This is a genomic window from Streptomyces synnematoformans, from assembly GCF_039531005.1.
In the GTDB taxonomy this organism is placed as follows: Bacteria; Actinomycetota; Actinomycetes; order Streptomycetales; family Streptomycetaceae; genus Streptomyces; species Streptomyces synnematoformans.
Window position 1 is genome coordinate 12,806 of sequence record NZ_BAAAPF010000039.1, and the last position, 22,010, is coordinate 34,815.

General features: G+C 73.2%; 17 protein-coding genes. 10 read left to right on the forward strand and 7 right to left on the reverse strand.

What is annotated here, in order from left to right:
* Window positions 1-98: 98 nt before the first annotated feature.
* From ABD317_RS09740 to ABD317_RS09750, 3 genes are all read right to left on the reverse strand, one after another.
* Window positions 99-926: an aldo/keto reductase gene (locus tag ABD317_RS09740; RefSeq protein WP_344289399.1), complete on the reverse strand. Its 828-nt coding sequence runs from the start codon at window positions 924-926 to the stop codon at window positions 99-101.
* Between the two features lie 104 nt (window positions 927-1,030).
* Entirely contained in the window at window positions 1,031-2,854 is a 1,824-nt protein-coding gene (locus tag ABD317_RS09745) for an AMP-dependent synthetase/ligase (protein WP_344289400.1), read from the reverse strand.
* A gap of 280 nt (window positions 2,855-3,134) precedes the next feature.
* On the reverse strand, window positions 3,135-3,995 hold the full coding sequence (locus ABD317_RS09750; protein ID WP_344289401.1) for an NAD-dependent epimerase/dehydratase family protein: 861 nt from the start codon (window positions 3,993-3,995) through the stop codon (window positions 3,135-3,137).
* Between the two features lie 169 nt (window positions 3,996-4,164).
* Here ABD317_RS09750 and ABD317_RS09755 point away from each other — a divergent pair, with 169 nt between their 5' ends.
* On the forward strand, window positions 4,165-5,010 hold the full coding sequence (locus ABD317_RS09755) for a helix-turn-helix transcriptional regulator (protein WP_344289402.1): 846 nt from the start codon (window positions 4,165-4,167) through the stop codon (window positions 5,008-5,010).
* A 12-nt stretch (window positions 5,011-5,022) separates the two neighbouring features.
* Here ABD317_RS09755 and ABD317_RS09760 read toward each other — a convergent pair whose 3' ends face one another.
* The 4 genes from ABD317_RS09760 to fdhD all read right to left on the reverse strand — a co-directional run bounded on the left by ABD317_RS09760 (window position 5,023) and on the right by fdhD (window position 9,032).
* On the reverse strand, window positions 5,023-6,462 hold the full coding sequence (locus ABD317_RS09760) for a lipase maturation factor family protein (RefSeq protein ID WP_344289403.1): 1,440 nt from the start codon (window positions 6,460-6,462) through the stop codon (window positions 5,023-5,025).
* A gap of 88 nt (window positions 6,463-6,550) precedes the next feature.
* The gene (locus tag ABD317_RS09765) at window positions 6,551-7,435 is read right to left on the reverse strand and encodes a thioesterase family protein (RefSeq protein WP_344289404.1); all 885 of its coding nucleotides are present in this window, start codon (window positions 7,433-7,435) and stop codon (window positions 6,551-6,553) included.
* Window positions 7,432-8,046 carry a WHG domain-containing protein gene (locus ABD317_RS09770; RefSeq protein WP_027752302.1) on the reverse strand — a complete coding sequence of 205 codons (615 nt, stop codon included), beginning with the start codon at window positions 8,044-8,046 and terminating at the stop codon, window positions 7,432-7,434. The genes ABD317_RS09765 and ABD317_RS09770 overlap by 4 nt, the downstream gene beginning before the upstream one ends.
* A gap of 149 nt (window positions 8,047-8,195) precedes the next feature.
* Window positions 8,196-9,032, reverse strand: a complete 837-nt coding sequence (gene fdhD / locus ABD317_RS09775; RefSeq protein ID WP_344289405.1) for a formate dehydrogenase accessory sulfurtransferase FdhD — start codon at window positions 9,030-9,032, stop codon at window positions 8,196-8,198.
* A gap of 181 nt (window positions 9,033-9,213) precedes the next feature.
* Here fdhD and ABD317_RS09780 point away from each other — a divergent pair, with 181 nt between their 5' ends.
* From ABD317_RS09780 to ABD317_RS09820, 9 genes are all read left to right on the forward strand, one after another.
* A complete protein-coding gene (locus tag ABD317_RS09780) occupies window positions 9,214-10,395 on the forward strand; it encodes an ROK family protein (RefSeq protein ID WP_027752300.1) in 1,182 nt (393 codons plus the stop codon).
* Window positions 10,396-10,606: 211 nt separating this feature from the next.
* Window positions 10,607-12,142 carry an ATP-binding cassette domain-containing protein gene (locus ABD317_RS09785; protein ID WP_027752299.1) on the forward strand — a complete coding sequence of 512 codons (1,536 nt, stop codon included), beginning with the start codon at window positions 10,607-10,609 and terminating at the stop codon, window positions 12,140-12,142.
* Complete coding sequence (locus tag ABD317_RS09790; protein ID WP_027752298.1) at window positions 12,143-13,165, forward strand: ABC transporter permease subunit; 1,023 nt, start codon at window positions 12,143-12,145, stop codon at window positions 13,163-13,165.
* Between the two features lie 14 nt (window positions 13,166-13,179).
* The gene (locus tag ABD317_RS09795; RefSeq protein WP_027752297.1) at window positions 13,180-14,229 is read left to right on the forward strand and encodes a substrate-binding domain-containing protein; all 1,050 of its coding nucleotides are present in this window, start codon (window positions 13,180-13,182) and stop codon (window positions 14,227-14,229) included.
* A gap of 91 nt (window positions 14,230-14,320) precedes the next feature.
* Entirely contained in the window at window positions 14,321-15,523 is a 1,203-nt protein-coding gene (locus ABD317_RS09800) for a Gfo/Idh/MocA family protein (RefSeq protein WP_344289406.1), read from the forward strand.
* Window positions 15,524-15,581: 58 nt separating this feature from the next.
* Window positions 15,582-16,583 (forward strand): sugar phosphate isomerase/epimerase family protein, encoded by a 1,002-nt coding sequence (locus ABD317_RS09805; protein ID WP_344289407.1) that lies wholly within the window; start codon window positions 15,582-15,584, stop codon window positions 16,581-16,583.
* Between the two features lie 196 nt (window positions 16,584-16,779).
* On the forward strand, window positions 16,780-19,233 hold the full coding sequence (locus ABD317_RS09810) for a PQQ-dependent sugar dehydrogenase (RefSeq protein ID WP_344289408.1): 2,454 nt from the start codon (window positions 16,780-16,782) through the stop codon (window positions 19,231-19,233).
* 64 nt (window positions 19,234-19,297) lie between these two features.
* Window positions 19,298-20,632, forward strand: coding sequence for a ThuA domain-containing protein (locus tag ABD317_RS09815; RefSeq protein WP_344289410.1), 1,335 nt, complete (start codon window positions 19,298-19,300; stop codon window positions 20,630-20,632).
* A gap of 80 nt (window positions 20,633-20,712) precedes the next feature.
* Window positions 20,713-21,864: an inositol-3-phosphate synthase gene (locus ABD317_RS09820; protein WP_344289411.1), complete on the forward strand. Its 1,152-nt coding sequence runs from the start codon at window positions 20,713-20,715 to the stop codon at window positions 21,862-21,864.
* The last annotated feature ends 146 nt before the right edge of the window (window positions 21,865-22,010 follow it).

Genomic DNA, 22,010 nt, shown 5'->3' on the forward strand with positions numbered 1-22,010 from the left:
TTCCCCCTCGGTGATCGGCTTCCGGTCGCCCCTTCAGACGCCGTTGCGGGTGCAATGGTTCCGAGCGGGACGACCGGAGGCCGCGAGCGGGGGGTGTGTCAGTTCACGTCGTCGGGGTTGCTGCCGATGCGGTTGCCCGCGTCCAGGCCCGCCAGGGTGGTCATGTCGGCGTCGTCCAGCTCGAAGCCGAAGACGTCGATGTTCTCCCGGATCCGGGCCGGCGTGACGGACTTGGGGATGACCACGTTGCCCAGTTGCAGATGCCAGCGCAGGACGACCTGCGCCGGGGTGGCGCCGTTCTTCTCGCCCAGCTCCCGCAGCACCGGCTCGTCCAGCAACCCCTTGCCCTGCCCCAGCGGCGACCACGCCTCGGTGGCGATGCCGTGCGCGGCGTGGAAGGCGCGCAGGTCGGCCTGGGCGAAGTCCGGGTGCAGCTCGATCTGGTTCACCGCGGGCGCGACGGAGCCCTCGTCCAGGAGGCGCTGCAGATGGGAGGGATGGAAGTTGGAGACGCCGATCGCGCGGGCGCGGCCGTCGGCGTAGATCTTCTCCAGCGCCCGCCAGCTCTCCACGAACAGGTCCTGCGCGGGCGCCGGCCAGTGGATCAGGTACAGGTCGACGTGGTCCAGGCCCAGCCGGCGCAGGGAGTCGTCGTACGCGCGCAGGGTGGCGTCGTAGCCCTGGTCGGAGTTCCACAGCTTGGTGGTGACGAACAGCTCCTCGCGCGGAATCCCGGAGCCGGCCAGGGCCTTGCCCGTGCCCTCCTCGTTCCCGTACACGGCGGCGGTGTCGATGCTCCGGTAGCCGGCGTCGAGCGCGGTGCGCACGGTGGCCTCGGCCGCGTCGTCGGGCACCTGCCAGACGCCGAAGCCGAGCTGCGGCATGGCGACGCCGTTGTTGAGGGTGGTGGTCGGAACGGTGCTCACGTGGAATGCATCCCTCTTCGTCGAATTCGTGCAGGCGGTTCGCCCTCCCGACGCTAACCGCGATCGCCCGCCGCGGCATTCCCGTGCGCCCCGGCCGGACCGGGCTACGTCCGGTAGAGGGCCTCGACCTCGTTCGCGTACGCCTTCTCGATCGCCTTGCGCTTCAGCTTCAGCGACGGCGTCACCAGCCCGTGCTCCTCGGTGAACTGCACGGCCAGTATCCGGAAGGTGCGGATGGACTCCGGCGGCGACACGTGGGTGTTCGCGGCCACGACCGCCCGCCGGATCTCGGCCTCCAGCTCCCCGTCCCGCACCAGCTCCGACGGCGTCATCGTCGGCCGGCCGCGCATCAGCTGCCAGTGCGCCACGCCGTCCGGGTCGAGGGTGACCAGCGCCGCGACGTACGGCCGGTCGTTGCCGACCGCCAGGCACTGCGAGACCAGCGGGTGCGCCCGTACCCGCTCCTCCAGCGGCAGCGGCGAGACGCTCTTGCCGTTCGACGTCACCAGCAGCTCCTTCTTCCTGCCGGTGATCGTCAGATAGCCGTCCCCGTCGAGGCTGCCCAGATCGCCGGTGGCCAGCCAGCCGTCGCGCGGCGCCGCCTCGGAGCCGGGCCGGTCGCCGACGTAGCCGGCGAAGACCTGCGGGCCGTGCAGCCACACCTCGTCGTCGGGGGCGACGTAGACGGTGATGCCCGGGACGGGGATGCCGACGGTGCCGTAGCGGGGGCGCTCGGGCGGGTTGGCGACCGCGGCGGCGGTGGACTCGGTCAGGCCGTAGCCCTCGATGACGGGGATGCCCGCGCCGGCGAAGAACAGCCCGAGCCGGCGCTGCATCGCCGAGCCGCCGGAGAACACGTAGCGCGCCCGGCCGCCGAGCGCCGCGCGCATCCTGGCGTACACCAGCCTGTCGAACACCTGGTGCTCCAGCCGCAGCGCCGGGCCCGGCCCGCGGCCGGTGCCGAAGGACGCCTCCTCGCGGGCCTCGGCGTAGCGGACGGCGACGTCGGCGGCCTTGTCGAAGGCGGCGAGGCGGTCCTCGGTCTCGGCCTTGCGGCGGGCGGCGGCGAAGATCTTCTCGAAGATGTGCGGTACGGCCAGGACGAGGCTGGGCCGGAACGCCTTCAGGTCCGCGAGCAGCACCGGCGCGGACGGGTCCGGCTGGTGGCCCAGCTTGACCCCGCCGCGGACGGCGGTCACCTCGATCATCCGGCCGAAGACGTGCGCGAGGGGGAGGAAGAGCAGGGTGGCGGCGGGCTCGCCCTGGTGCGGGCGGAAGAGCGCCGCGTAGCGCAGCAGGATGTTGTCGGCCTCGGCCATGAAGTTGGCGTGGGTCAGCTCGCAGCCGCGGGGCCGGCCGGTGGTGCCGGAGGTGTAGATGACGGTGGCGGGGGAGTCCGGGGTGACGGCGAGCCGGTGCCGCTCGACCACGTCGTCGTCCAGGTGGGCGCCGGCGGCGCTCAGCTCGTCGACGGCGCCCTCGTCGAGCTGCCAGAGCAGCTTGAGCCGGGGCAGCTTGTCGATCACCGAGCCGACGGTCATCGCGTGGTCCGCGTGCTCGACGAAACAGGCCACGGCGCCGGCGTCGTGCAGCATCCAGTACGCCTGGTCGGGGGCGGAGGTCGGGTAGACGGGCACCGCCTGGGCGCCGATCGACCACAGTGCGAAGTCCAGCTGGGTCCACTCGTACCGGGTCCTGCACATGATCCCCACCCGGTCGCCGAAGCGCAGCCCCGCGGCCAGCAGCCCCTTGGCCAGGGCGAGCACCTCGTCGCGGAATGTTCCGATGGTCACGTCGTGCCAGCGGCCGTCGACCTTGCGGGCGAACGCGATCTGCCCGGGCTCCCGCGCGGCCCGCTGGAAGACGGCGTCCGCCAGCCCCCCCGACTTCGGCGGATCTGCCAGGGGAGGCACGGTGAACTCGCGCAACGCTTTTCTCTCCTCAGACGGTGGGGCGCCCGGCGCGGCGACCGTACCCGAGAAGCCCGCTGATCTGCGGTCCTCCATCACCTCTGCACGGAACCTCTGCGAGGGGCGCACGTCCGGCGGCACGTCGGAAATCGAGTTGCCGGTCCAGCATGGCGCGGTCCGCGGGGACGCGGGGAGGGGACGGAGAAAGTACGTGGCGGAGCGGTGCGGGGGAGAGCGCGGGGCCCGGTCCGTACGCCGTGGACGGCGCTCGCGTACGGACCGGGCCCGCGCGGCCGCGCTACAGCGCGCCCGCGTCCCGGGCGGTCCACAGCGACGGATACAGCGGCCGGAAGCCCAGCTCGTCCCGGAGCCGCCGGTTCGAGACCACCCCGTGCCACGGGTCGTCCGACGCCCGCTCCGCCATCCCCTCCGGGATCTGCGCGCCGGTCAGCTGCAGCAGCTCCAGCACGCTGACCGGCGCGTCGTCGGCGACGTTGTAGACCCGTCCGGCCGCGTCGGGAGCGCGCAGCACCCGCCACAGCGCCTGGCCGACGTCCGCGTGGTGCACCATCTGCAGCCGCTGGTGCGCCGCGAAGCCCTGCATCAGGGGCAGCGCCTCCTCGATGTGCGGGTCGCCCTCGCCGTAGACGAACGCCAGCCGCGCGACGCGGACGTCGAGGCCGCCCTCGCGCTGCATTGCCAGCAGGCCGTGCTCCGCCTCGGTCTTCGCCCGCGGATACGCGCCCGTCAGCATGCCGTCCGCGCGCGGCTCGTCGGTCTCCACGGCGGGCCGGCCGCGCCCGGCGCCGTACACGAGGTTGGTGCTGGTGAAGACGAAGCGCCGCACGCCCTCCGCGGCCGCCTGCTCGCCCAGCGCCAGCGTCGCGTCCCGGTTGACCGCGTACGCCTCCTCGTCCGGTACGCCGCGGAACGACGCCGCGACGTGCACCACGTCCCGCGCGCCGGCCAGCGCCTTGCGCCGGTCGCCCGGGTCGCGCAGGTCGCCGACGACGACCTCCGCGCCGAGCCGGGCGAAGGGCGCGGCCCGCTCGGCGTCGCGCACCAGCAGCCGCACCCCGCCGCCGCCCGTCCACTGCAGCAGCCGCGGCACCAACCGCTGCCCGACCTTGCCCGTCGCCCCCGTCACCAGCACGCTCATGATCTCTCCCGGTCCCGGGCCGCGGATGCGGTCCATCGTCGTGCGGGCCCGCCGGTGCGGACCCCGTCGCCGCCAGCGTGCGGCCGGGCCGCGCCCCGCGGGAGAGACGGGCCTGTCCGGGGACCGGCCGTCCCTGGCTGCGCCCCGCCCGGCGAGGCACGCTGGGAGCGTGGACCGCACCGAACTCGCCGACTTCCTGCGCCGCTGCCGCGCCCGCCTCACCCCCGCGGACGTGGGCCTGCCGCGGGGCGCCCGGCGCCGCACGCCCGGGCTGCGGCGCGAGGAGGTGGCGCAGCTCGCCGGGATGTCCGCCGACCACTACACCCGGCTGGAGCAGGCCCGCGGCTCCCGCCCCTCGCGGCAGATGCTCGCCGCCGTCGCCCGCGGCCTGCGGCTGAGCGACGACGAGCGCGACCACCTGTTCCACCTGGCGGGCGAGGAGCCGCCGCGCGCCCGCGGCGCCACCGGGTTCGTGCGGCCCGGCCTGCTGCTGATCCTGGACCGGCTCACCGACAACCCCGCCCAGGTCCTCAGCGACCTCGGCGACGTGCTGGTGCAGAACGCCATGTCCCGGGCGCTGACCGGGGACGCCGAGGCCCGCACGGGGGACGGGCGCAACATCGTCTGGCACTTCTTCACCGAGCCGGCGGCCCGCGCGGTCCTGCCCGCCGAGGACCGCGACCACGCCGCCCGCGCCGCCGTCGCCGACCTGCGGGCCACCCTCGCCCGGCGCCCCTCCGCCCCCCGGGCCGCCGGGCTGGTGCGCCGGCTGCGGCCGCGCAGCGCGGAGTTCGCGGCACTGTGGGAGGCGCACGACGTGGCGGTGCGGCGCCGGGACGTCAAGCGGTTCGTCCACCCGGTGGTCGGGCTGCTGGAGCTGGACTGCGAGGTGCTGCTGACCCCGGAGCACGACCAGCGCCTCGTGGTCTACACGGCGCGGCCGGGCAGCGAGTCGTACGAACGGCTGGAGCTGCTGCGGGTGGTGGGGCTGCAGCGGCTCGCGGACCCGCGCTGAGGCGCGCGCCGGTCAGCGCGGCACCCGCCGCCCGGCGGTCACCGGCGGGGCGTACTCGCGCACGAACTCGCGCCGCCACCACGCCCCGGTGCGGCGCAGCTCCGCCCAGTCGGTGTACTCGTACCGGTACAGCCGGGCGCGCACGCCGCCCGGCGGCCGGTCCGGGAACGGGTTGTGGCGCAGCAGCCGCAGCGTGTCCCGGTCGCCGTCGAGCAGCCGGGTGAGGAAGGCGCCGAACCAGCGCTCCGCGTACCCGGGGGAGAGCGCCGCGAACCACATCAGCCAGTCGAGCCGCAGATGGTACGGCGCGAACTGCCGCGGCAGCCGCCGCGGATCGCCGGGCTTGCCCCGGAACCCGTACTCCCGCCACTCGCTCGTCGCGGTCGGCCGGATGTCGGGCGTGCCCTCGACGACCACCTCGTGCCGTACGCGGGTGATGCTGCCGAAGGCGCCGTAGGTGTTGACCAGGTGCAGGGAGTTGAAGGAGGCGTTCATGCGCTGCCGCCGGGAGAGCAGGTTGCGGGCGGGCCACCAGCTGAGCGCCAGCACGACCGCGGTGGCGGCGAGGACGGCGGCGGCGAACCACGCCGGCGTGCCGCCGGGCTCCGGCGGCTCGGGCAGCGGCGTGACGCCGGCGACGAGCCGGCCGTCGACGGCGGTCAGCGCGATGAGGATGGTGATCCAGTTGAGCCAGGCGAAGTTGCCGGAGAGCACCAGCCAGAGCTGGGTGACGACGATTGCCGCGGCCGCCCAGGTGGCGACGGGCTGCGGGGTGAACAGCAGCACCGGCAGGCCCAGTTGGGCGACGTGGTTGGCGGCGGTCTCCACCCGGTGCAGGGGCCGGGGCAGATGGTGGAAGAACCAGCTGAGCGGGCCGGGCATCGGCTGGGTCTCGTGGTGGTAGTACAGGCAGGTCAGGTTCCGCCAGCAGCGGTCGCCGCGCATCTTGATCAGCCCGGCGCCGAACTCGACCCGGAACAGCAGCCAGCGCAGCAGGAAGAGCACCAGCACCGGCGGCCCCACGGTGTCGTTGCCGAGGAAGACGGCGAGGAAGCCGGTCTCCAGCAGCAGCGACTCCCAGCCGAACGAGTACCAGGCCTGGCCCACGTTGACGATCGACAGGTACAGCGCCCACAGCACCGCCCACAGCACCATCGCGGCCCACAGCGGCACGGCGTCCGCGGCCCCGGCCGCCACCGCGGCGGCGAGCGCGGCGCCGCTCCAGGCGACGGCGGCGAACAGCCGGTCGGAGTACCGCAACTGGAACAGGCTCGGCGCCCGCCGGAACGGCACCCGCGCGGTGAACCGCGGCACGGGCAGCATGCCGCGCTCCCCGATCAGCGGCCGGAACTGCCGCGCCGCGCCGACGAACGCGACGACATACAGGACGGCGAGCCCGCGCTGGAACACGAGCCGGCTCAGCCAGTACCCGTCGGACGAAAACCACTCCACGCCGCCATGGGTACCACTGTCCCGACGGCACCCACACCCCGCCGCGCCGCCCGCCGCCCGCGCCGGCCGGGGTCAGCGCCGGCCGGGGTCAGGACCGGCGGGGCAGGCGGGCCAGCTGGCGGGACTGGGCGACCAGGCGGTCCGCGGAGTCCCAGATCTCGGCGTCCTCCTCCATGTAGCCGCCCGCGACGTTGCGCGTCGTGTGCACCACCCGCAGCCACCCCGGCGCCGGGCGGGCGCGGACGTGGGCCGTCAGCTCCAGCGTCGGGGCCCAGCCGATCATGCCCAGGTCGAAGCTGGCCGGCGGCAGGACGTCCACCGCCATCAGCAGCAGCAGCGGGTCCGGGGCGCGGTCCTCCGGCAGCCGGAACCAGCCCTTCATCTCGCCCTTCCCCGACGGCGCGCCGACCGCCCAGCCCACGCACGACGGGTCCAGCCGCAGGTCGGCGCGGCCGAGCATCGGGGACTCCGCGCGGAACTCCGCCGGCGCCGCGTCGCTGCCTATGCACTGCTCCACGGGCGCGAGCGCCGGCGGCTTCGCGGCGGTCAGGCCGGCGTCGGCCAGGACGCTGCCGGCCTGGTCGTCGAGGTTTCCGTACGCCGCCAGCACCCGCAGCCGGGCCACCGGGCCGGCGCCGGGCTCCTCCTGCTGGAGCAGCTCCGCGCCGCCGTGGGAGACGGAGTTGCCGCGGCGGACGGTCTCGGTGCGGACGACCGCCGGGCCCGCGGCGGCGGCGGAGAGGTAGTACGCGGAGACCGACAGCGGGTCGGGGTGGCCGTCCGGGCGGTCGCCGTGGGCGGTGCCGAGTTCGGCGGACAGGGCGCGGGCCGTCACGGCCAGCAGCACACCGCCGTTGATGCCCTGGCCGACCTTCCACGCGCCGGGCAGGTCCGCGTCGTACGAACCGGGCGCGCCCGGCTGCGCGTGGACGGCGGTCTCGCGGTCGAAGTCCGGGGGAGGGGTGGTGGTCATGGCGTGGTTCGCTTTCGTCGTGCGGTGGGTGGGCCGATCTCGAACGCCCCGCAGAGGCCGTCGAGAACGTCGTCGATGGTCGCCGCGCCGGTGGCCAGCGGCAGGGAGCCCCAGGACCACAGCTCGGCGGTGCCGTGCATGGCGGACCACAGGGCGCCGGTGAGCAGCCGCGGGTCGGCGTCGGCCCGCCAGCCCTCGGCCTGCCGGGCCTCGACGAGGCGGACGAGGTTGTCGAAGCCGCCGAGCGAGGCGCGGGCCAGCTCGCGGTCGCGCGGGTCGAGCAGGTCCCGCCGGAACATCAGCGCGAACATCGCGGGCCGGGCCACCGCGTACTCCACGTACGCGCGCGTGCCCGTGCGCAGCCGCCGGGCGGGGCTCGCGTCCGGCGGCAGCCCGGCCAGCGCCTCGCCGGCCCACTCCTGCAGCTCGTGGAACCCCTGGGTGGCGACCGCCGACAGCAGCGCCGCGCGGTGCGGGAAGTGCTTGAGCGGCGCGCCGTGGGAGACGCCGCAGCGCCGGGCGATGGCGCGCAGGGTGAGGGCCTCGACGCCTCGCTCGTCGAGCAGTTCGAGCGCCGCCTGGAGCAGGCGCGCGCGGGTGTCCGCCGTCATGGTAGACAGTGTCTACCACCGAGGTGGACACTGTCTACCCGCGGTCGGCCCGGCACCTTCCCGACGTGCTCCTGCGGGGGCTGCCGACGCGGGAGCACGGGGTGCGGGCACCCGGCCCCCAGGCACCGGCGCGCGGGGTGCCCGGCCGGTCAGCCGAACGCGATGCGCCGCTCGCCCGCGTACACGTTCATGGTGTCGCCGCGCAGAAAGCCGACCAGTGTCATGCCGGTCCCGGCGGCGAGGTCGACGGCCAGCGAGGACGGCGCGGAGACCGCGGCCAGGACCGGGATCCCGGCCATCGCCGCCTTCTGCGCCAGTTCGAAGGAGGCGCGGCCGGAGACCATCAGCACGGTGCCGGCCAGCGGGAGCCGGTCCTGCTGCAGGGCGCGGCCGACGAGCTTGTCGACGGCGTTGTGGCGGCCCACGTCCTCGCGCAGGTCGAGCAGTTCGCCGTCCGGGGTGAACAGGGCGGCGGCGTGCAGGCCGCCGGTGCGGTCGAAGACGCGCTGCCCGGCGCGCAGCCTCTCGGGCAGCGCGGCCAGCACACCGGGCGTGAGCCGCATGCCGTCGTCGCCGGCGAGCGGCCAGCGGGTGGTGGTGCGGACCGCGTCCAGGCTCGCCTTGCCGCACAGTCCGCACGACGACGTCGTGTAGACGTTCCGCTCCAGGGTGATCTGCGGCAGTACCACGCCCGCGGCCGGGCGCACGTCCACCACGTTGTACGTGTTCCCGTCCGCCGCGCCGGCCGTCGCGCCCGCGCAGTACGTCACCGACGCCAGCTCCTCGCCGCGCGCCAGGACGCCCTCGCTCACCAGGAACCCGGCCGCCAGCGCGAAGTCGTCGCCGGGCGTGCGCATGGTGACGGCCAGGGGCCGCCCGCTCAGCCTGATCTCCAGCGGCTCCTCCGCGACCAGGGTGTCCGCGCGCCGGTCCACGCGCCCGCCCCGGACCCGTACCACCGGACGCCGCTCCGTCACCCGACCCATGCCGGCCAGCGTACGCCGTCGATGGGTACCCCATCTTTGTCCTGATGGTGGAGAAAGTAGATACCGATTCCTGCAGAACTTCTTCCCTCGGTGGCCAACCACTGCTACGTTCCCCGTGGAAAGCCGACGACGGCGTACGAGGACGACGTACGCGAGGGCGGGGAGGAGTGGCGTGAGGCGCATGACAGCTCGGCCCGCGAACGCGCACCAGGCGCGACTGCTCCGTCTGCTGCGTGACGGCGGCCCGAACTCCCGGGCGCAGCTCGGCGACCAGGTGGAACTGTCCCGCTCCAAGCTGGCGGTCGAGATCGACCGCCTGCTGCAGACCGGGCTCGTGGTCGCCGACGGCCTCGCCGCCTCCCGGGGCGGTCGCAGGTCGCACAACATCCGCCTCGCCCCCTCGCTGCGGTTCCTCGGCGTCGACATCGGCGCCACCTCCATCGACGTGGCGGTCACCAATGCCGAGCTGGAGGTGCTCGGCCACCTGACCCAGCCCATGGACGTGCGCGAAGGCCCCGTCGCGGTCTTCGAGCAGGCGCTGGCGATGGCGGCCAAGCTCCGCGCCTCCGGGGTGGCGGAGGGCTTCGACGGCGCCGGCATCGGCGTCCCGGGTCCCGTCCGCTTCCCCGAAGGTGTGCCCGTCGCACCTCCGATCATGCCCGGGTGGGACGGCTTCCCGGTCCGCGAGGCCCTCAGCCAGGAGCTGGGCTGCCCGGTCATGGTCGACAACGACGTGAACATCATGGCCCAGGGCGAGCAGCACGCCGGCGTCGCCCGTGCCGTACGGGACTTCCTCTACGTCAAGATCGGCACCGGCATCGGCTGCGGCGTCGTCGTGGGCGGCGAGGTCTACCGCGGTACGAACGGCAGCGCCGGCGACATCGGCCATATCCAGGTGGAGGTGGACGGGCGCCCGTGCGCCTGCGGCAACCGCGGCTGCCTGGAGGCGTACTTCGGCGGCTCGGCCCTCGCCCGGGACGCCGAGAACGCCGCCCGCGAGGGCCGCTCCGCCCAACTGGCCGCCCGGCTGGACGAGGGCGGTGAGCTGGCCGCCCGGGACGTCGCCGCGGCGGCGACGGCCGGCGACGCGGTCGCGCTGGACCTCATCCGCGAGGGCGGCACCCGCACCGGCCAGGTCATCGCCGGCCTGGTCAGCTTCTTCAACCCGGGGCTCGTGGTCATCGGCGGCGGCGTCACCGGCCTCGGCCACACGCTGCTCGCCGCCATCCGCACCCAGGTGTACCGCCAGTCGCTGCCGCTGGCGACCGGCAACCTGCCCATCGTGCTCGGTGAACTGGGGCCCACCGCGGGCGTGATCGGCGCGGCCCGGCTCACCAGCGACCACCTGTTCTCGCCCGCCTGACACCGGGCGCGGACACCGCGCACCACCCGCAGCACCACCCGCACGACCGCAGCAGTACCGCAGCACCACCCGCAGGCCCGCACGACCCCGCTGCCCTCCGACCACGTACACCCGCACCGCATCGCACCACCCGGTGAACCCGCCCGTTTGCGCTCCACCCTGCCCGCCCCGCGCGCAGACGCAGGTGGAGCACCGCCGAGGAGATCCGTACATGGCGCCCACGTCCGATACGCCGCCCGCACCGGCCACACCCCTGCTCACCATGACGGGGATCACGAAGTCCTTCCCCGGCGTCCGCGCGCTCGACGGCGTCGACCTCGACGTCGAGGCCGGCGAGGTGCACTGCCTGCTCGGCCAGAACGGCGCCGGCAAGTCCACCCTCATCAAGGTCCTGGCCGGCGCCCACCAGCCCGACGAGGGCACGATCGTCTGGCAGGGCGCGCAGACCGAGCTGAAGTCGCCGGTGGCCGCGATGCGGCTCGGCATCGCCACCATCTACCAGGAACTCGACCTGGTGATGCACGTGTCGGTGGCGGAGAACGTCTTCCTCGGCCACGAGCGCTCCTCCGGCGGGTTCATCAAGCCCCGCGAGGCGCACAGCGCCGCCCAGGACCTGCTGGCCCGGCTCGGCCACCCGGAGATCTCCGCGAGCACCATCGTCGGCAACCTCTCCGCCGCCGGCCAGCAGGTCGTCTCCATGGCCAGGGCGCTCTCCCACGACGTGAAGCTCATCGTCATGGACGAGCCGTCCGCCGCCCTCGACCCCGACGAGGTCGACAACCTCTTCCGCATCGTCGCCGACCTCACGGCGCAGGGCGTCGCCGTCATCTACATCTCCCACCGGCTGGAGGAGATCCGCCGCATCGGCGACCGCGTCACCGTCCTGAAGGACGGCCGCGCCGTCTCCCGCGGGCTGCCGGCGCAGAGCACGTCCACCAACGAGATCGTCACCCTCATGACCGGCCGCAACGTCGCGCACGTCTTCCCCGAGCGGCCGGAGGCGCCGGGCGCCGGCAAGGAGCCCGTGCTCACCCTCGAAGGGCTCACCAGGAAGGGCGAGTTCGCGCCGGTGGACCTGGAGGTCGCCCCGGGCGAGATCGTCGGCCTCGCGGGCCTCGTCGGCTCGGGCCGCTCGGAGATCCTGGAGACCGTCTTCGGCGCCCGCAAGCCGACCGCGGGACGCGTGCTCGTCGGCGGCCGGCAGCTGCGCCCCGGCAGCGTCACCGCCGCCGTCAAGGCGGGCGTCGGGCTGGCGCCCGAGGAGCGCAAGGCACAGGCGCTGCTGATGACGGAGTCCGTCAGCCGCAACGTCTCCATCTCCTCCCTCCCCCGCTTCTCCACCGGCGGCTGGCTGGACCGGTCGGGGGAGCGGTCCGCGACCCGCGAGGCCGTACGCGACCTGTCGCTGCGCCCCGACAACCCCGACGCCCTCATCCGCACGCTCTCCGGCGGCAACCAGCAGAAGGCGGTGCTCGCGCGCTGGCTGCTGCGCGAGTGCCGGGTGCTGCTGCTGGACGAGCCGACCCGCGGCGTGGACGTCGGCGCCCGCGCCGAGTTGTACGCGCTCATCCGCAGGCTCGCCGACGAAGGCGTCGCGGTCCTGCTCGTCTCCAGCGAACTCCCCGAGGTCCTCGGCCTCGCCGACCGGGTCCTCGTGCTGCGCGAGGGCCGGGTCGTGCACACCGCCCCGGCCCGGGATCTCGACGAGCACCGGGTGCTCGACCTCGTCATGGAAGGGACCTCGTAAGTGTTGAGCAAATCGGACGCGCTTCCCGCCCCGGCGCCGGAGAAGCCGAAGGGGAACGGCCCGGCGGCCGGCTGGCAGAGTCACGTGGACCTCAGACTGGTGGCGCTGCTCGGCGTCCTCGGCGTCCTGGCCGCCATCGGCGCCATCACCAAGCCCGACCAGTTCCTGGACGTCGACAACGTCCGGCTCATCCTCGTCCAGTCGTCGGCGATCGGCGTCGTCACCATCGGCATGACGCTGGTCATCATCGGCGGCGGCATCGACCTGTCGGTCGGCGCCATCGTCGCCCTCGCCTCGGTCTGGGCGACGACACAGGCCACCCAGGACTACGGCCTGGGCGGGATGCTCTTCTGCGCCGTCGCCGTGGGCATCGGCTGCGGGCTGGTCAACGGGGTGCTCATCGCGTACGGCAAGCTGGTGCCGTTCATCGCCACGCTCGCCATGCTCGCCTCCGCGCGCGGCTTCGCCGAGCAGATGAGCGACGGCGGGACGCAGATCGTCGAGGTCCAGGCGGTACTGGACCTCATGGCGGCGGACAACCGCATCCTCGGCGTCCCGCCGCTGGTGCTCATCTTCCTCGGGGTCGCCGCCCTGGGCTGGGTGGTGCTCAACCGCACCACCTTCGGCCGCCGCACCGTGGCGGTCGGCGGGAACCCCGAGGCCGCCCGGCTCGCCGGCATCGACGTCAAGCGGCAGCGGCTGCTGCTGTACGTCCTGTCCGGCCTGTGCTGCGGCATCGCGGCGTTCATGCTCATCGCTCTCAGCGGCTCTGGCCAGAACACCAACGGCAACCTGTACGAACTGGACGCCATCGCCGCCGCGATCATCGGCGGCACCCTGCTCAGCGGCGGCCGGGGCACCATCATCGGCTCCGTGCTGGGCGTGCTCGTCTTCACCACCATTACGAACCTGTTCGCCCTCAACAACGTACAGAGCGCGGTCCAGGATATCGCCAAGGGGGCGATCATCGTCGCCGCCGTCCTCATCCAGCACCAGACCTCGCGCAAGTCCTCGACGCAATGAAGGGTCGCACCCACATGCCCGAATCGCCTTTCAGCCGTAGAAACATGCTCTTCGGCGCCGCCGGTGTCTCGGCGGCCGCCTTCCTGACCAGTTGCACCAGCAATGACGACGGCGACGACGACAACAGCTCGCAGCAGCAGCAGGCGAACGTCTCGGACGACAAGCCGGGCAAGCCGGTGACCATCGGCTTCGCCGGTCCCGAGGCCGACCACGGCTGGCTCAACGCCATCAACGACAACGCGCGCTCGCGTGCGAAGACGTACGAGGACGTCACCCTCGACATCACCGAGGGGTCCAACGACACGGCCACCCAGATCGGCCAGGTCGACTCCCTGATCAACAAGAAGGTCGACGTCCTGGTCATCCTGCCGGCCGACGGCAAGGCGATGACGCAGGCCGGGCTGAAGGCCATGCGGGCGGGCATCCCCGTGGTCAACCTCGACCGGATCTTCGACGACCCGCAGGCGTACCGCTGCTGGATCGGCGGCGACAACTACGGCATGGGCCTGAACGCCGGCCGCTTCATCGGCGAGCAGCTCAAGGGCAAGAAGAACGCGAAGGTCGTGGAGCTGGCCGGGCTCGACAACCTGGAGCTGACCCAGCAGCGCACGGCGGGCTTCGACGACGCGCTGAAGAACTACCCCAACGTCGAGAAGGTGGCCCGGCAGGCCGCCGAGTTCACCGTCGAGTCCGGCCAGCGCAAGATGTCCGACCTGCTGCAGGCCGTGCCGGAGTTCGACGCGATCTGGAACCACGACGACGACCAGGGCGTGGGCGTCAAGCGGGCCATCGACCAGTCGGGCCGCGACGAGTTCTTCATGGTCGGCGGCGCCGGCTCCAAGGCGGTGATGGACTCCATCAAGGCGGACGACTCGGTGATCAAGGCCACCGTCCTGTACCCGCCGACGATGGCCGCCTCCGCGATCGACCTGGCGCGCGCCCTCGGCCAGCAGAAGGGCGTCTCGGGCATGGCCGAGTTCGAGATCCCGGCGTCGATCACGCTCTACTCCGCCGTCGTGAGCAAGGAGAACATCGACCAGTACCTGCCGACCGGCTTCAACTGACGGGTATTCCAGCGCCAGGAGCCGCACGCCCCTGAAGGAGTAGGGAAAGAGACTGCGGCGCGCCGGAAGCAGCCTACTGACAAGGAGTTCTATGTCCCACGACACGACCGCACCCGCGCTGGGCGTCGGCATGGTCGGCTACGCGTTCATGGGGGCGGCCCACTCGCAGGGCTGGCGTACCGCCGCCCGGGTCTTCGACCTTCCGCTGCACCCCGTCATGGCCGCGGTCTGCGGCCGCGACGAGGACAAGGTGGCCACCGCGGCCCGCAAGCTGGGCTGGGCCGCCACGGAGACCGACTGGCGCCGGCTCATCACCCGGGACGACGTGCAGCTCGTCGACGTGTGCACGCCGGGCGACAGCCACGCGGAGATCGCCGTCGCCGCGCTGGAGGCGGGCAAGCACGTGCTGTGCGAGAAGCCGCTCGCCAACACCGTCGCCGAGGCCGAGGCGATGGCCGACGCGGCGGCCCGGGCGCGGGAGCGCGGCCAGCTGGCCATGGTCGGGTTCAACTACCGCCGGGTGCCGGCCCTGGCGTACGCGCGGGAGCTGATCGCCCGCGGCCGGTTGGGTGCGCTGCGGCACGTGCGTGTGACGTACCTGCAGGACTGGCTCGTCGACCCGGAGTTCCCGCTCGCCTGGCGGATGCAGCGGGAGAAGGCGGGCTCCGGGGCGCTCGGCGACCTCGGCGCGCACATCGTCGACCTGGCCCAGTTCCTCACCGGCGAGCCGCTGGTGGGCGTCTCGGCGCAGACCGAGACGTTCGTCAAGGAGCGCCCGCTGCCGTCGGCGGCGGCCGGGCTCTCCGGCGCGGCGGCCGGCGGCGGCGAACGCGGCCCGGTCACGGTGGACGACGCGGCCCTGTTCACCGGCCGGACGTCCTCCGGGGCGCTGGCCTCCTTCGAGGTCAGCCGGATGGCGTCGGGCCGTAAGAACGCCCTGTCGGTGGAGCTGAACGGCGAGGCGGGCTCGCTCGCCTTCGACCTGGAGCGGCTCAACGAGCTGGAGTTCCACGACCACGCGGAGCCGGCCGAGACCGCGGGCTTCCGCCGCATCCTGGTCACCGAGCCGGAGCACCCGTACCTGGAGGCGTGGTGGCCGCCGGGCCACGGGCTCGGGTACGAGCACACCTTCGTCCACCAGGCCCGCGACCTCGTCCACGCCATCGCCGCCGGCGCGCAGCCCGCGCCGTCCTTCGCGGACGGGCTGCAGGTGCAGCGGGTGCTGGCGGCCGTGGAGGAGAGCGCGGAGAAGAACGCGGTCTTCACGCCCGTAGCCCAGTCCGACGAGGCCTGACCCGACCCGGATCAGCCGATCACCCCCGGAGGCACTCCGGAGAAAGAGGCAGCGCACGATGCCCCGGTCCTTCACCCTGTTCACCGGCCAGTGGGCGGACCTCCCCCTGGAGGAGGTCTGCCGGCTGGCCCGCGAATTCGGCTACGACGGCCTCGAACTCGCCTGCTGGGGCGACCACTTCGAGGTGGACAAGGCCCTGCACGAGCCCGGCTACCTCGACGGCCGGCACCAGCTGCTGGAGAAGTACGGCCTGAAGTGCTGGGCGATCTCCAACCACCTGGTCGGCCAGGCGGTCTGCGACAACCCCATCGACGAGCGCCACCAGGCCATCCTCCCCGCCCGCATCTGGGGCGACGGCGAGCCCGAGGGCGTCCGGCAGCGGGCCGCCGCCGAGATGTCCGACACGGCGCGGGCCGCCGCGGCCTTCGGCGTGGACACCGTCATCGGCTTCACCGGCTCGTCGATCTGGCACCTGGTGGCGATGTTCCCGCCGGTGCCGCCGCACATGATCGAGCGCGGCTACCAGGACTTCGCCGACCGCTGGAACCCGATCCTGGACGTGTTCGACGCCGAGGGCGTGCGCTTCGCACACGAGGTGCACCCGTCGGAGATCGCGTACGACTACTGGACGACGCACCAGGCGATGGAGGCGGTCGGCCACCGGCCCGCGTTCGGGCTGAACTTCGACCCCAGCCACTTCGTCTGGCAGGACCTCGACCCGGTCGGGTTCCTGTGGGACTTCAAGGACCGCATCTACCACGTCGACTGCAAGGAGGCCCGCAAGCGGCTGGACGGCCGCAACGGCCGGCTGGGCTCGCACCTGCCCTGGGGCGACCCGCGGCGCGGCTGGGACTTCGTCTCGGTCGGCCACGGCGACGTGCCGTGGGAGGACTGCTTCCGGATGCTCCGCTCGATCGGCTACGAAGGGCCGATCTCGGTGGAGTGGGAGGACGCCGGCATGGACCGGCTGCAGGGCGCCCCCGAGGCGCTGCGGGCGCTGAAGGCCCTCGACTTCGAGCCGCCGCAGACGTCGTTCGACGCCGCCTTCGGCGGCGACTGACCGCCGTCTCGGCGGGGAGCGGGGCCCGGCGGGTGCTGCCGCCCGGCCGCTCCGGCATGTCTGGAGAGCACTTTGTCCCCATCAAGGATGAAGATAACTGAAGTTCCTGTCAAAGGACTTCTCTATGCTGCAAAAGGCGGTTACGTTCCTGTGATGTCCCTGACATAAACCCCCCACTCTCGGCAGGAGAGATCAGGTGCGCACCAGAAGAGTCCGGAGAACCGTCGCGACGGCGGCGGCCGCCTTGCTGGCCGTCCCCGCCGTCGTGCTGGGCACGTCCGCCAGCGGGTCCGCGCAGCCCGGCCACGACGGTCCCGCCGCCGCGGAGTTCCAGCAGGTGACGCTGGCCAAGGGCGAGCCCGAGACGGGCGAGCCCATGACCATGGCCGTGCTGCCCGACCGCGCGGTCCTGCACACCTCGCGCGACGGCACGCTGCGGCTGACGGACGCCGCCGGTACGACGAAGGTCGCCGGCAAGCTGGAGGTGTACGCCAACGACGAGGAGGGGCTGCAGGGCGTCGGCGTCGACCCCGGATTCGAGCAGAACCGCTTCATCTACCTCTACTACGCCCCGCCCCTCGACACCCCCGTGGGCGGCGCCCCCGAGACGGGCACCCCCGCCGACTTCGAGCCCTTCGACGGGGTGAACCGGCTGTCCCGCTTCGTGCTGAACGAGGACGGCACCCTGGACCGGGGCAGCGAGCAGGGGATCCTCGACGTGCCGGCCTCCCGGGGCCTGTGCTGCCACGTCGGCGGTGACATCGACTTCGACGCCGAGGGCAACCTGTACCTGTCCACCGGTGACGACACCAACCCGTTCGCCTCCGACGGCTACACGCCCATCGACGAACGGGCCGACCGCAACCCGGCGTTCGACGCCCAGCGGTCCGCCGCCAACACCAATGACCTGCGCGGCAAGGTGCTGCGGATCACGGTCAACGCCGACGGCTCGTACGACATCCCGGCCGGCAACCTCTTCGCGCCCGGCACCGACAGGACCCGGCCCGAGATCTACGCCATGGGCTTCCGCAACCCGTTCCGGATGAGCGTCGACAAGGCCACCGGCACCGTCTACCTCGGCGACTACGGCCCCGACGCGGGCGCCGCGAGCGGCAGCCGCGGCCCCGGCGGCCAGGTCGAGTTCAACCGGATCACCGAGCCCGGGAACTTCGGCTGGCCGTACTGCACCGGCGCGGGCGACGCCTACGTCGACTACGACTTCGCCTCGGAGACCTCCGGCGGCGCGTTCGACTGCGGCGCTCCCGTCAACGACTCGCCGCACAACACCGGCCTGACCGAGCTGCCCCCCGCCCAGCCCGCCTGGATCCCCTACGACGGCGACTCCGTCCCCGAGTTCGGAGGCGGCTCCGAGTCGCCGATGGCCGGCCCGGTCTACCGCCGGGACGAGGTCGACCCCGGCTCCGCCGTCGCCTTCCCCGACGCGTACGAGGGCGACTTCTTCGCCGGCGAGTTCGGCCGCCAGTGGATCAAGAACATCACGGGCGACGGCTCCGGCGGGGTCCGGTCCATCAACGACTTCCCCTGGACCGGCACCCAGGTGATGGACATGGACTTCGGCCCCGACGGCGCCCTCTACGTCCTCGACTACGGCACCGGCTACTTCGGCGGCGACGAGAACTCCGCCCTCTACCGCATCGAGAACATGACCGGCGGCGCCTCCCCGGTCGCCGAGGCCGCCGCCGACGTCACCTCCGGGCAGGCCCCCCTGGCCGTCCGGTTCTCCTCCGACGGCACCACCGACCCCGACGGCACCGAGCTGACGTACGCCTGGGACTTCGGCGACGGCGCCACCTCCGACCAGCCCCACCCCGCGCACACGTACGCCGAGAACGGCACCTACCGCGTCACCCTCACCGCCACCGACCCCGGCGGCCGCACCGGCAGCGCCAACGTGCAGATCACCGTCGGCAACACCGCGCCCACCGTGACCCTGGACCTGCCGCGGGACGGCCAGTCCTTCTCCTTCGGCGACGACGTGCCCTTCGAGGTCACCGTCACCGACCCGGAGGACGGGACCGTCGACTGCTCCGGGGTCCGGGTCGCCTACCTCCTCGGCCACGACTCCCACGGCCACGAGCTGACCGCCGTCCACGGCTGCAGCGGCACCCTGAAGACCGCCGCCGACGGCGAGCACGACCCCGACGCCAACCTCTACGGCGGCCTCACCGCCACGTACACCGACGGCGGAGGCGGCGGCCAAGGCGCCCTGACCGGGACCGACCAGGCCAAGCTGCAGCCCCGGCACCGCCAGGCCGAGCACTACGACAGCTCCCGGGGCGTCGCGCCGCAGAACAAGCCGGCGGCCCACGGCGGCAGGACGGTCGGCGAGATCAACGCCGGCGACTGGATCGCCTTCGAACCCTGGGCGCTGTCGGACGCCACCCGGATGACCGCCCGGATCTCCTCCGCCGGCAGCGGCGGCACCCTCGAAGTGCGTGCGGGCGCCCCCGACGGGACGCTCCTCGGCTCCACCGAGGTGCCGGTCACCGGCGGATGGGACACGTTCCAGGACGTCACGGCACCCCTGTCGGGCGCCCCGGACGGCACCACCGCGCTCTACCTCGTCTTCGCCGGCAGCGGCACGGGTGCGCTGTACGACGTGGACGACTTCACCCTCACCACAGGCTGACAAGCCGGGCCCCGCCGGACCCCACGCCGGCGGGGCCTCCCTCATACTCAAGGAGCGATCCGAGATGACAGCTTCCAGGCGATCGGTGATCGGCGCTGCGGCCGCGGTGATCGGCGCAGTGGCCATCAACCCGTCCGTCGCCCGCGCAGAACGGCCCGCGAAGAAGCGCGACGGCGAGCGCATCCTCGTCTTCTCCAAGACAGCGGGTTTCCGCCACGACTCCATCCCGGACGGCATCGCGGCCATCCGGCAACTCGGCGCCGACAACGGCTTCACCGTCGACGCCACCGAGGACTCCGGCGCGTTCACGCCGGGCCACCTCCAGCAGTACAACGCCGTCGTCTTCCTCTCCACCACCGGCGACGTCCTCAACGGCGCCCAGCAGCGCGCCTTCGAGGACTACGTGCGCGGCGGGGGCGGCTACGTCGGCGTCCACGCGGCCGCCGACACCGAGTACGACTGGCCGTTCTACGGCGGCCTGGTCGGCGCGTACTTTGACTCGCATCCGCCGGGGACCCCGCAGGCGACGGTCAAGGTCGAGGACCGCAACCACCCCGCCACGGCCCACCTGGACGCCGAGTGGGTACGCATCGACGAGTGGTACAACTACCGCACCAACCCGCGCGGACAGGTGCACGTCCTGGCCACCCTCGACGAGGACTCGTACAGCGGCGGCAACATGGGCGAGGACCACCCCATCGCCTGGTACCAGACGTACGAGGGCGGCCGGGCCTTCTACACCGGCGGCGGGCACACGAAGGAGTCCTTCGCGGAGCCCGAGTTCCGCATGCATCTGCTCGGCGGCATCCTGTACGCAGCGGGGGTCGCCGAGTCGGACTGCGGTTCTGGCGAAACCGACTACACTCCGATCTTCGACGGCACCTCCACGGAGGGATGGAAGCAGGCCGGACCGGGATCGTTCCGCCTGGAGGACGGCATTCTGACCTCGGAAGGCGGCATGGGCATGCTCTGGTACGAGGCCAGGAAGTTCACCTCGTACTCCCTGAAGCTCGACTGGATGATGGCGGGCGACGACAACTCCGGCGTCTTCATCGGCTTCCCGCCGTCCGATGACCCCTGGTCGGCCGTGAACAACGGCTACGAGATCCAGATCGACGCCACGGACACCCCGGACAAGACCACCGGTGCCGTCTACGGCTTCCAGTCCGCCGACATCGCCGCGCGCGACAAGGCGCTCAACCCGCCGGGGGAGTGGAACACCTTCGAACTGCGCGTCGAGGGCGAGCACCTGGAGGTCTGGCTCAACGACGTGAAGATCAACGATTTCACCAACACCGACCCCGTCCGCAGCCTTGCGGAGGGACATATCGGGATCCAGAACCACGGTGACGACGACCAGGTGTCGTTCCGCAACATCAGGGTGAAGGATCTCCCGTGAACGCCGTGGGCGGGGGGTCACGACACCCCCCGCCCGCGGGCACCGTGTACTGAACTGAACACACGTGGGAGGCAGCAGCCGTGACGGTCAATCCACAAGACACCCTGCCGAGACCGGCGAACCCGGTGACCCCCGATACCGGCGTCTGGCTCGTCGGCGCCCGCGGCTCCGTCGCCACGACCGTGATCACCGGCTGCGCCGCGCTGGCCGCCGGACTCCACCCCGCCGCCGGCCTGGTCACCGAGACCCCGCCCTTCGCCGGCTGCGGGCTGCCGGCCCCGGGCCGGCTGGTCTTCGGCGGCCACGACGTGGCCAGCACCCCCCTGCCCAAGCGCGCGGAGGAACTCGCCGCCGGCGGCGTGCTCCCGCACGGGCTGCCCGCCGCAGTCGGCGCCGAACTCGCCGCCGCCGACGAGGAGATACGCAACGGCGGGCCGGCGCCCGGCGAGCCGTACGACGAGGAGTCGCTGATCTCCTCGTACGCCGCCGACATCGCCGACTTCGCCCGCCGCCGCAACCTCGCCCGCGTCGTCGTCGTCAACGTCGCCTCCACCGAGCCGGTCGCCGCGGACGACGCGCTGCCCGCCTCGTCCTGCTACGCCGCGGCCGCCCTCAGGGCCGGCTGCGCGTACGTGAACTTCACCCCCTCCACCGGCCTGCACCACCCGCGGCTGCACGAGCAGGCCGCCGCCGCCGGCGTGCCCTACGCCGGGCGCGACGGCAAGACCGGGCAGACGCTGCTGCGTTCGGTGCTGGCGCCGATGTTCCTGCAGCGGGCGCTGGAGGTACGCGCCTGGTCCGGCACCAACCTCCTCGGCGGCGGCGACGGCGCCAACCTCGCCGGCGACCCGGCCGCCGCGGCGGCCAAGAACGTCGGCAAGGAGCGCGTCCTCGCCGACTCCCTCGGCGCCGGCGTCGACGGCGAGGTGCACATCGACGACGTCCCCGCACTCGGCGACTGGAAGACCGCCTGGGACCACGTCGTCTTCGACGGCTTCCTCGGCACCCGCATGGTGCTCCAGACCATCTGGCAGGGCTGCGACTCCGCGCTCGCCGCGCCGCTGGTCCTCGACCTCGTCCGGATCGTCGCCCGCGCCCACGAGGCCGGGATGACGGGGCCGGTGCCGGGCCTCGGGTTCTTCTTCAAGGACCCGGACGGCGGCCCGCCCGGGCTCGCCGACCAGTGGCGCGAACTGCTCGCCGTCGCGGACCGCCTGCGGGTGCCGGAATGAGCGCCCCGAACGGCGCCGGCCCGGGCGGGCCGGCGCACGGCACACACCGCACGGGGCACACCGGAACCCGCCGCCCGGCGACCGAGACACGGCCGGGCGGCATCGGGCTGCCCGGCCCGGGCCCGCGGGCCGCCGGCGCGCGGGCG

Bases quoted from the DNA above. Each gene is read 5' to 3' on its own strand.
- ABD317_RS09750 (WP_344289401.1), bottom strand. From the start codon at position 3,995: ATGAGCGTGCTGGTGACGGGGGCGACGGGCAAGGTCGGGCAGCGGTTG.
- ABD317_RS09765 (WP_344289404.1), bottom strand. From the start codon at position 7,435: ATGACCACCACCCCTCCCCCGGACTTCGACCGCGAGACCGCCGTCCAC.
- ABD317_RS09770 (WP_027752302.1), bottom strand. From the start codon at position 8,046: ATGACGGCGGACACCCGCGCGCGCCTGCTCCAGGCGGCGCTCGAACTG.
- fdhD (WP_344289405.1), bottom strand. From the start codon at position 9,032: ATGGGTCGGGTGACGGAGCGGCGTCCGGTGGTACGGGTCCGGGGCGGG.
- ABD317_RS09780 (WP_027752300.1), top strand. From the start codon at position 9,214: ATGACAGCTCGGCCCGCGAACGCGCACCAGGCGCGACTGCTCCGTCTG.
- ABD317_RS09785 (WP_027752299.1), top strand. From the start codon at position 10,607: ATGGCGCCCACGTCCGATACGCCGCCCGCACCGGCCACACCCCTGCTC.
- ABD317_RS09795 (WP_027752297.1), top strand. From the start codon at position 13,180: ATGCCCGAATCGCCTTTCAGCCGTAGAAACATGCTCTTCGGCGCCGCC.
- ABD317_RS09800 (WP_344289406.1), top strand. From the start codon at position 14,321: ATGTCCCACGACACGACCGCACCCGCGCTGGGCGTCGGCATGGTCGGC.
- ABD317_RS09805 (WP_344289407.1), top strand. From the start codon at position 15,582: ATGCCCCGGTCCTTCACCCTGTTCACCGGCCAGTGGGCGGACCTCCCC.
- ABD317_RS09815 (WP_344289410.1), top strand. From the start codon at position 19,298: ATGACAGCTTCCAGGCGATCGGTGATCGGCGCTGCGGCCGCGGTGATC.